This window comes from Sphaerisporangium sp. NPDC004334 (assembly GCF_053602655.1).
In genome coordinates, this window is record NZ_JBSGDZ010000002.1 from 54,882 (window position 1) to 69,784 (window position 14,903).

General features: G+C 72.7%; 13 protein-coding genes. 8 read left to right on the forward strand and 5 right to left on the reverse strand.

Translation table 11 applies throughout. The features are described 5' to 3' along the window. Position 1: 1 nt before the first annotated feature. Both ACWEN6_RS02245 and ACWEN6_RS02250 read right to left on the reverse strand, forming a co-directional pair. On the reverse strand, positions 2-1,282 hold the full coding sequence (locus ACWEN6_RS02245; protein ID WP_452568562.1) for a D-arabinono-1,4-lactone oxidase: 1,281 nt from the start codon (positions 1,280-1,282) through the stop codon (positions 2-4). 110 nt (positions 1,283-1,392) lie between these two features. Beyond that, a complete protein-coding gene (locus ACWEN6_RS02250; RefSeq protein WP_452568563.1) occupies positions 1,393-2,607 on the reverse strand; it encodes an MFS transporter in 1,215 nt (404 codons plus the stop codon). Between the two features lie 134 nt (positions 2,608-2,741). On the opposite strand from ACWEN6_RS02250, the gene ACWEN6_RS02255 reads away from it, so the two are divergent. Continuing rightward, complete coding sequence (locus ACWEN6_RS02255) at positions 2,742-4,376, forward strand: lytic murein transglycosylase (protein ID WP_452568564.1); 1,635 nt, start codon at positions 2,742-2,744, stop codon at positions 4,374-4,376. A 132-nt stretch (positions 4,377-4,508) separates the two neighbouring features. On the opposite strand, the gene ACWEN6_RS02260 is transcribed toward ACWEN6_RS02255, so the two are convergent. After that, positions 4,509-5,471, reverse strand: a complete 963-nt coding sequence (locus tag ACWEN6_RS02260) for a ferrochelatase (protein WP_452568565.1) — start codon at positions 5,469-5,471, stop codon at positions 4,509-4,511. A gap of 284 nt (positions 5,472-5,755) precedes the next feature. Between ACWEN6_RS02260 and ACWEN6_RS02265 the strand changes: the two genes are divergently transcribed. Both ACWEN6_RS02265 and ACWEN6_RS02270 read left to right on the forward strand, forming a co-directional pair. Continuing rightward, positions 5,756-7,741, forward strand: coding sequence for a S9 family peptidase (locus tag ACWEN6_RS02265; RefSeq protein ID WP_452568566.1), 1,986 nt, complete (start codon positions 5,756-5,758; stop codon positions 7,739-7,741). Next, a complete protein-coding gene (locus tag ACWEN6_RS02270) occupies positions 7,738-8,553 on the forward strand; it encodes an inositol monophosphatase family protein (RefSeq protein ID WP_452568567.1) in 816 nt (271 codons plus the stop codon). Before ACWEN6_RS02265 ends, ACWEN6_RS02270 begins: the two co-directional genes overlap by 4 nt. Positions 8,554-8,647: 94 nt before the next feature. On the opposite strand, the gene ACWEN6_RS02275 is transcribed toward ACWEN6_RS02270, so the two are convergent. After that, the gene (locus tag ACWEN6_RS02275; RefSeq protein WP_452568568.1) at positions 8,648-8,812 is read right to left on the reverse strand and encodes a hypothetical protein; all 165 of its coding nucleotides are present in this window, start codon (positions 8,810-8,812) and stop codon (positions 8,648-8,650) included. A gap of 324 nt (positions 8,813-9,136) precedes the next feature. Between ACWEN6_RS02275 and ACWEN6_RS02280 the strand changes: the two genes are divergently transcribed. The 5 genes from ACWEN6_RS02280 to ACWEN6_RS02300 all read left to right on the forward strand — a co-directional run bounded on the left by ACWEN6_RS02280 (position 9,137) and on the right by ACWEN6_RS02300 (position 14,588). Then, positions 9,137-9,790 carry a response regulator transcription factor gene (locus ACWEN6_RS02280; protein WP_354851018.1) on the forward strand — a complete coding sequence of 218 codons (654 nt, stop codon included), beginning with the start codon at positions 9,137-9,139 and terminating at the stop codon, positions 9,788-9,790. 512 nt (positions 9,791-10,302) lie between these two features. Then, positions 10,303-11,487 (forward strand): sensor histidine kinase, encoded by a 1,185-nt coding sequence (locus ACWEN6_RS02285; RefSeq protein ID WP_452568788.1) that lies wholly within the window; start codon positions 10,303-10,305, stop codon positions 11,485-11,487. Positions 11,488-11,762: 275 nt separating this feature from the next. After that, positions 11,763-12,062 carry a DUF4193 domain-containing protein gene (locus tag ACWEN6_RS02290; RefSeq protein WP_114029376.1) on the forward strand — a complete coding sequence of 100 codons (300 nt, stop codon included), beginning with the start codon at positions 11,763-11,765 and terminating at the stop codon, positions 12,060-12,062. A gap of 16 nt (positions 12,063-12,078) precedes the next feature. Beyond that, entirely contained in the window at positions 12,079-12,912 is an 834-nt protein-coding gene (locus tag ACWEN6_RS02295) for a hypothetical protein (RefSeq protein WP_452568569.1), read from the forward strand. 263 nt (positions 12,913-13,175) lie between these two features. After that, positions 13,176-14,588: an alpha,alpha-trehalose-phosphate synthase (UDP-forming) gene (locus tag ACWEN6_RS02300; RefSeq protein WP_452568570.1), complete on the forward strand. Its 1,413-nt coding sequence runs from the start codon at positions 13,176-13,178 to the stop codon at positions 14,586-14,588. A gap of 5 nt (positions 14,589-14,593) precedes the next feature. Here the strand turns inward: ACWEN6_RS02300 and ACWEN6_RS02305 are convergent, their stop codons facing one another. Beyond that, positions 14,594-14,899, reverse strand: a complete 306-nt coding sequence (locus tag ACWEN6_RS02305) for a DUF4235 domain-containing protein (RefSeq protein WP_354851027.1) — start codon at positions 14,897-14,899, stop codon at positions 14,594-14,596. Positions 14,900-14,903 lie beyond the last annotated feature (4 nt).

Below are 14,903 nucleotides of genomic sequence, written 5' to 3' on the forward strand. Positions count from 1 at the left end.
GTCAGCCGAGGACGCCGGTCAGGTAGTCGTTGGCGAACAGGCGGCCCGGATCCAGTTCATCGCGCAGGGCCGTGAAGTCGGTGAAACGCGGATAGACCGTCGCGAGATAGGCGGCGTCCCGGGTGTGCAGCTTCCCCCAGTGCGGGCGCCCGCCGAGCCGCGTCATGATCGCTTCGACGCCCTCGAAGTACGCGGGGTTGGGCGTCGGGCGGTAGACGTGGCAGGCGATGTACGCCGATTCCCTGCCGAACGCCGTGGACAGCCACGCGTCGCTGGGCGGGGTGACCCGCACCTCGATGGGGAAGGTGATCAGCCAGTCGCTGAGCTCGATGAGGTCGCGGGTCTCGCGCAGGGCCTGGCCGAGCCGCTCGCGCGGGATCGCGTACTCCATCTCCAGGAAGCGCACGTTGCGCACGCTGGTGAACACCTTGTACGCCTTGTCGGTGTGACAGGAGGCGGACAGCGCGCCCGCGGAGATGCCGTTCAGCCTGGGGATCGCGTCCGGGAAGCGCCCACCGACCGCGCACAGCGCGTGGAAGAGCGTGTTCTCCATGAAGACGCTGTCCAGCCAGTGGCGCAAGGCGCCGGGCGGCGCGGCGGGGCCGGGCGTGCGGTTGTTGCGCTTGGTCAGGCAGGTGTCGGTGTGCGGCAGCCAGAAGAAGTCCAGGTGCTCGTTCTCGCCGGTCATCTCCGGAAGAGAGTCGAGCATCTCGCCCAGCGCCATGGGCCGCCGGTCGCTGCGCAGCAGGAACGACGGCTCGACCTTGAACGTGACCGCCGTGAGGATGCCGAGCGCGCCGAGGCCGACCCGGGCCGCGTCGAACAGGTCACCGTGGGACACCGTGACGACCGATCCGTCGGCGAGCACCATCTCCAGCTCGGTGACCTGGTCGGCCAGGCCGCCGACGTCGCGGCCGGTGCCGTGGGTGCCGGTCTGGATCGCGCCGGCGACGGTCTGCTCGGTGATATCGCCCATGTTGGCGAGCGCGAGCCCCCGCCGGTCGAGCTCCTCGTTCAGCACGCGCAGCGGCGTGCCGGCCGCGACCCGCACCCGGCCGTCGCCGGCCTCCTGAACGCCGGTGAGCGCGTCCGGCCGCAGCAGGATGCCATCGGTGATCGCCACTCCGGTGAAGGAGTGCCCGGTGCCGACCATGCGGACCCGCAGGCCGCGCGCGGCGGCGTCCCGCACGGCCTGGGACACCTCGCCGGCGGAGGCGGGGGTGCGGACCTCGGCGGGGACGGCGGACTGGTTGCCGGCCCAGTTGCGGAAGACGGCCTTCATGCACGAGCACGATAACCACGTGGCACGCCGAAGACCAGAGATGTGAGCAGCTCTCATGTGCGGCGCCCGCGGGCGGATCCGCCGGCCCCGCCGCCGGGCAGGGGCGGAGATCAGGTGGCGGGGGAGCTGGCCTCGGCATGACCGGCCTCGGGCGTGCGCAGCAAGGTGCTGCCGCCGAGGCCGATCGCCACGGCCAGCAGTGCGCACACGAACGAGAACGCGTAGGCGTTGGACGCGCCGAAGGCGTCGGTCAGCCGTCCCGCCGCCCAGGCGCCGATGGCGACGCCGAAGCCGACCGCCGTGGACACCCACGACATGCCCTCCGTGAGCAGGTGACCCGGCACCAGCCGCTCGATCAGCGCGTACCCGGTGATGATCGTGGGGGAGATGGCCAGCCCGGCGAAGAACAGGGCGATCGCCATGACCTTGATGTCCCCGATGAGCAGGATCGGCGTCAGGCCGGCGGCGAACACCGCGATGCCGCGCGTGAACCGCCGGCGCAGCGAGATGCGCCAGCGCCGCGACCCGTACCAGAGCCCGGAGACCATGCTGCCGCCCGCGAACGACCCGAGCAGCAGACCCGAGGCCGCCTTGGCGCCGTGGTCCTCCGCGAAGGCCACGGTGATCAGGTCGACCGACCCGAAGACCGCGCCCATCGCCAGGAACACGCACGACAGCAGCGCGACGCCGGGGATGGTGATCGGGCTGCCGGACTGCGCGTGCGCCGGGCGCACGGGCGGCTCGGTGCCGCGCTGCAGCGAGAACGCCACCGTGCCGACGACGGTGGACACCAGGGCCAAGATCAGGCCTGCGTACAGGTTCACCAGGGTGGTCAGGCCGGTGACCAGGGCGGGTCCGGCCACGAAGATCACCTCGTCGGCCACCGACTCGAACGAGAACGCCGTGTGCAGCTTCGCGGAGCGGCCCAGAATGTGCGACCAGCGGGCCCGCACCATCGAGCCGAGCGAGGTCGCGGCCCCGCCGACGACCACGGCCGACACGAAGAGCGCCCACATGGGCGCGCCCAGGGCGGTGCACAGCATGAGCACGACCAGCGCGGCGCCGTGCAGCAGCACCAGCGGCATGAGTACCCTGGCCTGGCCGAAGCGGTCGACCAGCCGTCCGGACAGCGGGGCGGCGACCGCGTAGGCGATGGCGACCGTCGCCGAGATCGCTCCAGCGGTCGCGTACGAGCCGGTGAGGGCCGAGATGAGCAGCACGATGCCGATGCCGAGCATCGACATGGGCATCCGCCCGACGAACCCGGCGATCACGAAGCCTCTGGTGCCGGGCGCGCTGAACAGATCTCGATACGGCCCGACCACGATCTCGCCCCTTTCGCACGCCCCCGGCGCACGTCTTACGGTGTCGCATCACCTTCGCGCACCATCGAAGCGCGGCTCAAGTGATTTTCCGGCAACGTACACGAATACGGACTCCTGGGGCTAACGTGGGTCAAGTGTCCCCTCCCCCTCGGCCGCTGCCGGCGCGCGCCGTCATGGCCGGGCTGGCACTGCTGATCGTCCTCGGCGTCGCGGCCGGCGGAGCCTTCCTGGTCAGCCGTGGCACGGCCGGCGCCGTTCCCGCCGCCGCCCGCACCCAACTGGCCGGCGTCGGTGACCTGTCCGCGCAGGTGTCGCCGTTCCCGGTCCTGACGCCGGGCCCGATCGTGGCCGGGTCGCCGCTCCCGTCCTCCGCCGCCACCGTCCCGGACGGCGGCACCGGCCTCAGGACGACCGTCGACCCGAGCACGACGGCGAACCCCATGGCGACCCCGGACCTCAGGACGACCACGGCTCCGAGAACCACCGTCGACCCCAGGACGAGCCCGGGACCGAAGACGATCGCGGGACCGAAGAGGACGGCGGGACTGAAGAGCGAGACGGGACCGAAGAGGACCGCGGGACCCGAGAGCGAGACGGGACCGAAGAGCGACAGGGGACCGAAGACGACGACCTCCACGCGCGGTCCGGACGCGAACGCCGGTCCGGACGCGAACGCCGGTCCGGACGCGAACGCCGGTCCGGACGCGAACGCCAGGCCTACGACGACCCCTTCTCCCGAGGCGACCGCCTCCGGCTCGGCGGCGTACCAGCGGGTGGCCGCCACGCCGCCCCGGCTGATCGCCGTGGCCCGCACGCCGGTGACCGAGGCGGCGCTGCGGCGGATCGCCGCGCTGAAGTACGTCGGCAAGGTGACGCTGGCCGACGCCGGGGCGGTGCGCTTCTCCACGGCCACGCTGAACCTGCTCGCCGTCGACCCGGCGGAGTTCCGCCCGTGGGCGCCGAAGGCCGTGGCCGAGGAGCCCGAGGTGTGGAGCGCGCTGGCGCGCGGAGAGTTCATCGCCGAGTCAAGGACGGCCGGCCGCTACCTGCTCCAGCTCGGCGGCGAGTACGAGGCGGGCGCCGGGTCGCGGCTGCGCGTCGCCGCGTCGGCGCCGTTCGGGCTGCCGGGCGTCGACGGGCTGGTCGGCAAGGAGGTGGGCCGCGCGCTCGGCATGGTCCCCGGCGTGGCGGTTCTCGTGCACACCCCGGCGGGCAAGGCGGCGGCCGTTGGCGTGCGGGTCAGGCGGCTGCTGGGCGCGGGCGCACAGGTGGTGGTGGTCGGCGCCCGGAGCGCGGCCGGCACGCCCGTGCCGGTGGCCCCGCCGAGCGCGGCGCCGAGCACCGCACCGCTGACGGCGCAGGCCCAGCCGGGGACCTACCGGGTCGGCCGGCCGGCCGGCTACCTGGACCTCTACAAGCTCTCGGCGCAGGGCTGCCCGGGGCTGTCGTGGACCGTCCTGGCCGCCATCGGGCAGGTCGAGAGCGGCCACGGGCGCAACAACGGCCCGTCCTCGGCGGGCGCGCTCGGCCCGATGCAGTTCATGCCGGCCACCTGGAAGGCCTACGGCGTGGACGGCGACGGGGACGGCAGGTCCGACATCTGGAGCCCGTACGACGCCGTGCCCGGCGCCGCCCGCTACCTGTGCGCCAACGGCGCCGGGCAGGGCGGCGCGAAGCTCCGCTCGGCGGTCTTCCGCTACAACCACTCCTGGGACTACGTGAACAAGGTCCTCGGCATCGCCGACGCCTACGCCCGCGCCTACGCCTGAGCGCGACGCCTACGCCTCAGCGCGACGCCTACGCCCGCGCCTACGCCTCAGCGCGACGCCCGCGCCCGCAAGTGGGCCTGCGCCCTTGCTGGCGCGGGACCTGGTGCCCGCGCCTGAGCGCGAGGCCCGCGCCTACGCCTGGGGGCGGGGGCGGGGGGCGGGACAGCAGGTGGCGAGGCAGGCCGCGGGCTCGGGTTCGTCCAGCAGTTCGCGGACCATGGAGACGAACCGCGGATGGGTGCCGGCCGTCGCGGCGCGGGTGAGGTGCATGCCGAGGTCGCGGGCGACGGCGGCGGCCTCGGTGTCGAGGTCGTAGACGACCTCCATGTGGTCGGAGACGAACCCGATGGGCACCAGCACCACGGCGCTCGTGCCGCCCTCGTGCAGGGCGGCGAGGTGGTCGCACACGTCGGGTTCCAGCCACGGCACCTGGGGCGGGCCGCTGCGGCTCTGCCACACCAGGTCCCACGGCCGGTCGCCGGCGACCAGCGCGGCGGCGGCGCGCAACTGGGCCTCGTACGCCCCACCGGACGGGCCGGAGGAGGCGGCCATGGACACCGGGATGCTGTGGGCGGTGAAGACCAGCCGGGCGGCGTCGCGGTGCTCCTGGGGGAGCCGTTCGAGGGCCTCGCGGGTGTGGTCGGTCATCGCGGCGATGAAGCCGGGGTGGTCGTAGTAGTGGCGCAGCCGGACGATCTCCGGAGCGCCGGGGACCTCGGCCCTGGCCCGGGCGATGTCGTCCAGGTACTGGCGGCAGCTGGAATAGGAGCTGTAGGCGGCGGTGATGAAGGCGGCCGCGCGGGTGACGCCGTCGGCGGCCATCTTGCCCAGCGTGTCGCGCAGGAACGGGTGCCAGTTGCGGTTGCCCCAGTAGATCGGCAGGTCCACCTCGGGCCGCAGCGCCTCGATCAGGTCGCGGCACTGCTGATTGATCGGGCTGACCCCGCCGAAGCCCTGGTAGTGGGCCTCCACTTCCAGCAGTCGCTCGCGGGGGACGCCCCGGCCGCGGACGACGTTCTCCAGGAACGGCATGACGTCTTCGGGCTTCTCGGGCCCGCCGAAGGAGACGATCAGCAACGCGTCGTAACGAGCCATGCCTCCATCCAACCCCATCGCGCGGGATGCGGCGTCGGGGAGCGGCGTCGGGAAGCACCGTGCGAAGGCGAGGCGGCGCCGGCGCGAGGCGCGGAGGAAGGGGTGTGCGGCGGCGCGAGGCACAGAGGAGGGATGTGCGGCGACTCGAGGCGCGAAGGGAAGGCTCTGCGGCGCTGACGTCGGCGCGGGCGCGGGGCGCGGAGGGAGGGCTCTGCGGCGTCGGCGCGGGGCGGGGTGGGTGTGGTGTTGGGGCGGCGGCGGGAGAGGGGGGTAGGTTCGGGGAAGTGAGCCTCTTCAAGGACATACGCCAATTTGTCGCCATTCCCCGAGTGCTGTCGCTGCAACTGTCCCCGGACGGGTCCCGGCTGGTGTCCGTCGTCCAGTCGCTGAACCCCGATGGGAAGTCCTACGGAACCTCCATCTGGCAGGTGCCGGTCGAGCCCGAGGGTGAGGCGTTCCGGCTGACCCGCTCGGCCAAGGGGGAGACCGGCGCCCGGTTCACCCGGGACGGCGACCTGCTGTTCGTGTCGCGGCGTCCCGACCCGGACGTCAAGGACCAGCCCGAGGACGAGGTGCCCGCGCTGTGGCTGCTGTCCGCCAAGGGCGGCGAGGCGCGCAGGGTGGCCGACCGGCCCGGCGGCATCGGCGCCGTCGAGACCGCCGGTGACGGCGTGGTCTTCACCGCGGACGTGCTCGACGGCGACGCCGCCTCCGAGGCCGAGCGCCGCAAGGCCAGGAAGGACGCCGGGATCAGCGCGGTCCTGCACGAGGGATATCCCGTCCGCTTCTGGGACCACGACCTCGGCCCCGCGCGGACCCGGCTGTTCGCCGCCGCGCTCCCGGCGCTCGCCGAGCCGCGCGATCTGACCCCCGACCCGGGCGGCGCGCTGCAGGAGGTCTCCTTCGCGCTCACCCCCGACGGCTCCACCGTCGTCACCTCCTGGGGCGTGCCGCTGCCGACCGGCGGCGTCCGGTTCGAGCTGGTGGCGATCGACGTGGCCACCGGCGAGCGGCGCACCCTGGTGTCCGACCCCGCCCTCGAGGTCGCGGGACTGGTGACCGTCTCCCCGGACGGCCGTCACGTCGCCTGCCTGATGATGCGCCCCGGCGCCGTGGACCGGCCGGTCGAGTACACGCTGTGGATCGGTCCCCTGGAGGCCGGGCAGGACGGCGGACAGGCGAGCACCGTCGCCCTGCCGGCCGCGGGCGTCGCCTGGGCGCCCGACTCGGGCTCGCTCTACGTCGCCGCCGACGACCACGGCAGGCGCCCGATCTTCAAGGTGAGCCTCTCCGGCGAGCACGAGCGCCTCACCCCGCCCGACGGCGCCTACCAGGAGCTGTGCCCCTCGCCCGACGGGCGGCGCCTGTACGCGCTGCGCAGCTTCCCCGACGCCCCGCCCGCTCCGGTCAGCATCGACCTGGGCGGCGGCGGGATCACCGAGCTGCCGTCCCCGGCGCCGAAGGTCGAGATCCCCGGGACGCTCACCGAGGTGTCCGCGGTCGCCGACGACGGCGTGGAGATCAGGGCCTGGCTCGCGCTGCCCGCCGGCGCCTCGGCGGACAACCCCGCGCCGCTGCTGCTGTGGGTCCACGGCGGCCCGATGGCGAGCTGGAACGACTGGATGTGGCGCTGGAACCCCTGGATCATGGCCGAGCACGGCTACGCCGTCCTGATGCCCGACCCGTGCATGTCCACCGGGTACGGACAGGACATGATCGCGCGCGGCTGGGGCAAGTGGGGCCCGCGCACCCATGCCGACCTGATGGCGGTGACCGACGCGTGCGTCGCCCGCCCGGACATCGACGGCGGGCGCACGGGCATGATGGGCGGGTCCTTCGGCGGCTACATGGCCAACTGGATCGCCGGGCACACCGACAGGTTCCGCGCCGTCGTGACGCACGCCTCGCTGTGGAACCTCGAGCAGTTCGCCGGCACCACCGACGCCTCCGACTACTGGGAGCGGGAGTTCGGCCCGGTCGGCGGCGATCTGTACCGGGATCTGTCGCCGCACCACTGGCTCGGCGAGATCACCACCCCGATGCTGGTGATCCACGGCGACAAGGACTACCGCGTGCCGATCGGCGAGGCGCTGCGCCTGTGGTGGGACCTGCGCAGGTCGCAGGTGGAGTCGAAGTTCCTTTACTTCCCCGACGAGAACCACTGGATCCTCAAGCCGGGCAACGCGGTCGCCTGGTACGAGACCGTGCTGGCGTTCCTCGGTCAGCATGTGCTCGGCGAGGAGTGGAAGCGCCCGGAGTCGGTGGCATGACCGACTTCCTGCGGCTGGCCGCCGACATCGCGCGCGAGGCGGGGGACATGCTGCTCGCCAAGCGCACCGCGCGCCCGGAGGCGATCGAGACCAAGTCCAGCAGGACCGACGTGGTCACCGCCCTGGACCGCGCCTCCGAGGAGCTGATCAGGCAGCGGGTCAGGGCCGAAAGGCCGCATGACGCCTTCCTCGGCGAGGAGGAAGGCGAGACGGCGGGCGCCGAGACCGGTGAAGGCCGTGTCCGCTGGATCGTCGACCCCATCGACGGCACGGTCAACTTCATGTACGGCCTGCCGGACTGGGCGGTCAGCATCGCCGTGGAGGTCGACGGGGAGGTGGTCGCCGGCGTGGTGAACGTGCCGCCGCGCGGCGAGCTGTACGCGGCGGCCAAGGGCGGCGGGGCCGAACTGCTGCGCGAGGGCGTCGCGGCCGAGCGGCTGCGCTGCACCGCCGGGGTGCCGCTCGCCGAGGCGCTGATCGCCACCGGGTTCGGTTACCTGCCCGAGCGGCGGGCCGTCCAGGCCGAGGTGCTGACGCGGGTGCTGCCGGTGGTGCGCGACATCCGCCGGGGCGGGTCGTGCGCGGTGGACCTGTGCTCGGTCGCGGCCGGGCGGGTGGACGGGTACTACGAGCGGGGCCCGCAGATCTGGGACTTCGCGGCCGGCGGCCTGATCGCCGCCGAGGCGGGGGCCAGGATCGGCGGGCTGAACGGGCGGCCGCAGAGCCGCAGGCTCACGCTGTGCGCGGCGCCCGGCCTGTTCCAGGACCTGCACGACCTGCTCGTCCCGCTGAACCCCGAGCGGGACCTGTAGCCCGGCGCCGCCGGACGTCCACGAGGCTCCCCGGCATGCGAAGGGCCCGCCCCATGGGTAGGGGCGGGCCCGGCGCCGTGGGCGAGGAGGCCGGTCAGGTCTGGATCGGCACGCCGTTGTCGACGGCGATGCGGCGCAGATCCTCTATCTCGGCGGTGAGAGTGTCGGCGAGGAAGTCGTCGCCGCTCGTGCGCGCCTCCTCGAGACCTTTATAGGCCTGGTCGAGCCGGTATGTGATCGTGCTGGTGAACTCGCCCATCTCACCTTCTTTCTCGAGGGGCGAAGGAGCAGTGTGGCCACCTACCGCCTGGGGAGAGCACAACGTCTTCCCCGGCCATGTGAGTGGGTCTTGCGGGTCTACCCACCGCTCTGTCGTGCTTAAACCCGCCATGCCTTATGTCCGGGGTGTGCTTTATGTCACGCGTCCGGCGCACGGCGGACGAGTGCTTACCATGCGCTTAAGCCGGATGTGGCAAGAATGGGCCTGCGCGGGGTACGGCCACGGGCGCGGGAAGCGCAACCGCCCGGCCGTGGAGCAATGACCGATCGCGCGAGGTCGCGACTAGCAGGAGGTGCCAGGGCCGTGCGAGTGCTTGTGGTGGAAGACGAGCGGGTGCTCGCGGACGCGATCGCGACGGGGCTGCGCCGGGAGGCGATGGCCGTCGACGTCGCCTACGACGGCGCCGGCGCGCTGGAGCGCACGGGGTACATCGACTACGACGTGATCGTGCTGGACCGCGACCTGCCGAAGATCCACGGCGACGAGGTGTGCCGGCGCCTGGTGGCCGGCCGCACCGCCTCGCGCATCCTGATGCTCACCGCGTCGGGCGAGGTGGACGACAAGGTCGAGGGCTTGGAGCTCGGCGCCGACGACTACCTGGCCAAGCCGTTCGCCTTCATGGAGCTGGTGGCCCGCGTGCGGGCGCTCGGCCGTCGCTCCGCGCCGGCGCTGCCACCGGTGCTGGAGCGCTCGGGCGTCCGCCTGGACCCGGGCAAGCGCCTGGTCACCAGGGACGGCAACGAGATCGCGCTGACCAAGAAGGAGTTCGCCGTCCTTGAGGAGCTGATGCGGGCCGAGGGCGCCGTCGTCAGCCAGGAGGACCTGCTCGACAAGGCCTGGGACGAGAACATCGACCCCTTCACCAACGTGGTGCGGGTCACGATGATGACGCTGCGCAAGAAGCTCGGCGAGCCGGCGGTGATCGAGACGGTGCCGGGAGTGGGTTACAAGCTGTGAGCGAGGAACACGACGCGGCGCGGGACGCCGAGGCCGGGCGTCCCACCTTCGCCGCTCCCCAGCCGGTCATCGTCCCGCCCGGTTCCCCGCTGCCCGCCGGCGCCGAGGACGCCGGCGCCGCGCCGGGACCGGCGGCCCTGTCGGTCCGCGCGGGCGCCCAGAACGCCGCGCAGGTCCGCACGGGTTCCCAGAAGGCCGCGCAGGTCCGCGAGCGCACGCAGAACGCGGCGCCGGTCCGCGCGGGCGGGCAGGGCACGGCGGCGGCAGGCCGGCGGCCGGCCGGCTCACCGCCGCGCGCGGCCACGGCCACCCCCGTCGTCCAGCCCTCGCCTTCGGCGGGCGCCGCCGAGCCCGGCCCCCGCGTCCCCGCGCAGCCCGCCAAGACCCCGCCCGCCTGGGGAGGCGGCCGGCGGAGCGAGGTGTTGTCGTTCGAGGGCGGCCGCCAGCCGTTCCGCCCCAAGGCGGCGCCCCCGCCGCCGAGCGGGCCGCCCGCCTGGGACGGGCCGCCGCCCATCGCCCCGAGGCCGGTCGCCGAGGACCTGCTGGCCCGGCTGAAGCGGGTCACCGGGCGCATGAGCATCCGGGTGCGGCTGACGCTGACCTACGGCGCGCTGTTCTTCGCGGCGGGCGCCCTGCTGCTCTTCGTGATCTATTCCTTCGTCGGGAAGGCGATCCAGGACTCCTGGCCGGCTTTCCCGTTCAACCTGGACGACGTCCCGACCGGCTACGCGGCCGTCCTCCAGGACAGATGGGCGAACTTCCGCGCCGACACCATCACCGCCGCCCGGCACCAACTGCTGATCAGATCGCTGCTGGCCCTCGGCGGAGTGGGCATCCTGGCGCTGCTGTTCGGCTACTTCGTCGCCGACCGGGCGCTGCGCCCGATCCAGAAGATGACCGCGACCGCGCGCCGGCTGTCGGAGACCTCGCTGGCGCACGAGCGCATCGACCTCCAGGGCCCCAACGACGAGATCAAGGAGCTCGCCGACACCTTCGACGCGATGCTCACCCGGCTCAACCGGGCCTTCGACGCCCAGCGGCGCTTCGTGGACAACGCCTCCCACGAGCTGCGCACGCCCCTCGCGATCAACCGCACGGTGCTGGAGGTCGCGCTCGGCGACTCGCGCGCCTCGGAGGACCTGAAGGTCCTCGGGCGCACCCTGCTCGGCACCAACGCCAGGAACGAGCACCTCATCGAGGGCCTGCTGCTGCTCGCCCGCAGCGAACGGGAGCTCGCCACCCGCAAGCCCGTCGACCTGCGCGACGTCGGGCAGACCGTGGTCGAGCAGCACGCGTCCTTCGCCGAGGAGACGCAGGTGAGCGTGCACGCCGACCTGCGCCCCGCGCCCACGATGGGCGACCCGGTGCTGCTCGAACGCCTGGTCGCCAACTTGGTGGAGAACGCGATCAAGCACAACATCGGCGAGTCCGGAGAAGTCTGGCTCCGTACGGGAATGGTGGACGGCACTCCGGTTGTTCAGGTGGCCAACACCGGGCCGCACGTTCCCGCGTACGAGGTGGACGACCTGTTCGAACCTTTCAGGCGCCTGCACTCCGACCGCGTGGAATCCGCGCGCGGTGCGGGGCTCGGGCTGTCCATCGTGCGCGCGGTCGTCCGCGCTCACCAGGGGACCGTGAAGGCGATCCCCAGGGAAGGCGGGGGACTGGTGATGACGGTGAGACTTCCGGCGGGCTGATACGGCGGGGGGCGTCTCGTTCACGCCAGACATGTGGTTGGATGTGCCGTCGAACACGGTGGGTCCTGTCGCCAATGCTTAGGTTTTCGCCATATTTGGCTAACCGCGCGGCGAAGGCGGCAAGACCCTCACGTGTCAGGAGGTTCGTCCACCGTTCCGACGGGGTACCGATTGCAAAATTCCCCGAGAGATGCGGGCACAAGATGGATCGCCCAGACGTTACAGACGCGCGACGCGCGACGCGCACGCAATAGATGAGGGGGATGAATACGCAAATGGCCACCGATTACGACAGCCCGCGCAAGACCGACGACGACCTGAGTGAGGACAGCCTCCAGGAACTCCAGGCGCGGCGGACCGACAAGTCCTCCGGCAGCATCGACATCGACGAGACCGATCTGGCCGAGTCGCTCGAGCTTCCCGGTGCCGACTTGTCCAACGAGGAGCTCTCGCTCCGGGTGATCCCCAGGCAGGCGGACGAGTTCACCTGCTCGCGCTGCTTCCTGGTGCATCACCGCAGCCAGCTCGCCTCTGACAAGGGCGGGCAGCAGATCTGCCGGGAATGCGCCGCCTGAGAATCTTGGAGGGTCCGTGACATCTGGAACGGATCGAACACCGCAGGACCAGCCCGGGCGGCCGGAGCTCCCGCCCCCGGGGGACCAGACCGGAGCGGAAGCCGAGGTCGCCGAGCTCGTCGGCAAGCTTTCCGGCGGCGGCGACATTGACGGGGCCGAGCGGCGACGGCTGCTCGGCCGCCTCAGCGCGGCGCTCGTGACGGCCCAGAGGCGGGCTCGCAGGTCGGGCGCCGCGCGGGGCCGCTGGCTCGCCGACATGTTCGCCGCGATCGCGCCGCGCCTGCCGATCCGCGACCTGGCGACGCTGCAGGAGCACCACTACGGCCTGTCCGGCGACGCGCTCGCCGACGACCTGGTGCGCACCGCGGGCAAGGCGACGATGGCGGTGGGAGCGGTCGGCGGGGTTCTGGCCGCCGCCGAGTTCGCCGCGCCGCCGCTGCTGCTGTCGGCGCCCGCGCAGCTCGTGGCCGAGACGCTCGTCGTCGCCGCCATCGAGGTCAAGCTCATCGCCGAGCTGTACGAGGTGTACGGCGTGCAGGTGCCGGGCAGCGGCAGCCAGCGGGCGATGGCGTTCACCGTCGCCTGGTCCAAGCAGCGAGGGGTCGACCCGCTCGCCCCCGCGTCGGTGCAGGTGGCCCTCGGCGCCGCCGCCAAGGCCGCCCTGCGCAACCGGCTGATGCGCACGCTCGGCCGCCACCTGACCACCTTAGGGCCGTTCCTGACCGGCGCCGTCGCCGGAGGCGCCCTCAACAGGGCCGCCACCAGGCGCCTCGCCCAGGCCGTCCGCAAGGACCTCGGCCGCCAGCTCGCCCTCCCCGCCCCCGACCAGCGCTCCTCCATCTCCGACTGACCCCCGTCCACCCCCCCGACCGGCGTCCTTCCCCTCACCGTGACGGCGCCGCGCTCCTTCACCTCCCCGGGCACCGAACGGCCCCTCGCACCGCCGGCCCCCTGACCTCGGCCCCCTGACCCCCGGCGCCGCTCCGCACCCCCTCGCCGTGACCCCCGCGAGCCGGTCGATCTCTCTCGCCGCGCCCCGCGCCGTCGCCCGCCTGTGACGCCCGCCACCTGAGGCCCCGTACAGAGAGCCACACCCGGTTTCGTAAGGTGGTCATGGACCGATCACAAGGCAACGAGGGAGGACGTGTGCGCAGCTCGTTTCTGATCGTCGCGAACCGGTTGCCCGTGGACAGGACCATCGCGGCGGACGGCACCGCCAGTTGGCGGCGCAGTCCCGGGGGCCTGGTCACGGCGATCGCGCCCGTGATGCAACGCCGCGACGGCGCGTGGCTGGGCTGGCACGGGGCTCCCGACGAGGAGCTCAAGCCCTTCGAGCACGACGGCATGAACCTCATCCCCGTCCCGCTCTCGGCCGGCGAGGTCGAGCTCTACTACGAGGGGTTCTCCAACGCGACCCTGTGGCCGCTGTACCACGACGTGGTGGCGACGCCCGTCTTCTCCCGCGTGCTGTGGGACGCCTACCGCGCGGTCAACGAGAGGTTCGCGCGGGCCGCCGCCGACGCCGCGGCCGAGAACGCCGTCGTCTGGATCCAGGACTACCAGCTCCAGCTCGTCCCCTCGATGCTGCGGGCCCTGCGGCCCGACCTGCGCATCGGCTTCTTCCTGCACATCCCCTTCCCGCCCGCCGAGCTGTTCTGGCAGCTCCCCTGGCGGCGCGAGATCCTCGAAGGGCTGCTCGGCGCCGACCTGGTCGGCTTCCAGCGGCCCGGCGGCGCCTCCAACTTCATCCGGCTGTGCCGCCGCCAGCTCGGCCTGCAGAACCAGCGGCAGGAGATCTTCGTCGGCGACCGCACCGTCCGCGCCGAGGCGTTCCCGATCTCGGTGGACTTCGGCGAGCTGGACTCCCTGGTGCGCGAGCCGCACATCCTGGCCCGCGCCAAGGAGATCCGCGCCGAGCTGGGCGAGCCCGAGCACGTCCTGCTCGGCGTCGACCGGCTCGACTACACCAAGGGCATCGGCCAGCGGCTGAAGGCCTTCGGCGAGCTGCTCGCCGACAAGACGATCAGCCCGGGCGAGGCGGTGTTCGTCCAGATCGCCACGCCCAGCCGCGAGCGGGTCGAGAGCTACCGCGCCCTGCGCGACGAGATCGAGCTGCGGGTGGGGCGCATCAACGGCCAGCACGGCGTGCTCGGCGTCCCGCCGCTGAACTACTTCCACCAGTCCTACGACCGCGAAGAGCTGGCCGCTCTGTACTGCGCCGCCGACGTCATGGTGGTCACGCCGCTGCGCGACGGCATGAACCTGGTCGCCAAGGAGTACGTCGCCTGCCGGCACGACCTGCGGGGCGCGCTCGTGCTCAGCGAGTTCGCGGGCGCGGCCGACGAGCTCAAGCACGCCTTCCTGGTCAACCCCTACGACGTCGAGGGGCTCAAGCGGCAGATGGTCGCCGCCATGCGGGCCACCCCGCACGAGCTGTCACGGCGGATGCGCTCCATGCGCCGCCGCGTCGCCACCTATGACGTCGACCGGTGGGCGGGGGAGTTCCTGGCGGCCCTGGAGCGCTGACCGCCCTACGACCTGACGACGCGCTCGGCCTTCTCGGGGATGGCCTTCCACGCCCGGTACCTCTTGTGGGCCGAGCGTGTCACCACGATGCGGGCGACCTCCATGCCCACGCCCAGCACCACCGCGAAGCCCACGGCCTCGGCGAGGCTGGTCTCCAGCGAGTTGGGGTCGGCCGGCGGCTTCTTGCCGGTGGTCTTCTGCCAGCCGATCTCGATGGCCTTGCGGGTGGCGTACCCGACGCCCAGCGCGACCACCGCGCCGATGAGCCGCCACGCCATGTCGGGCTTCTCGACCTCGTCTGATTTGGCCATGACT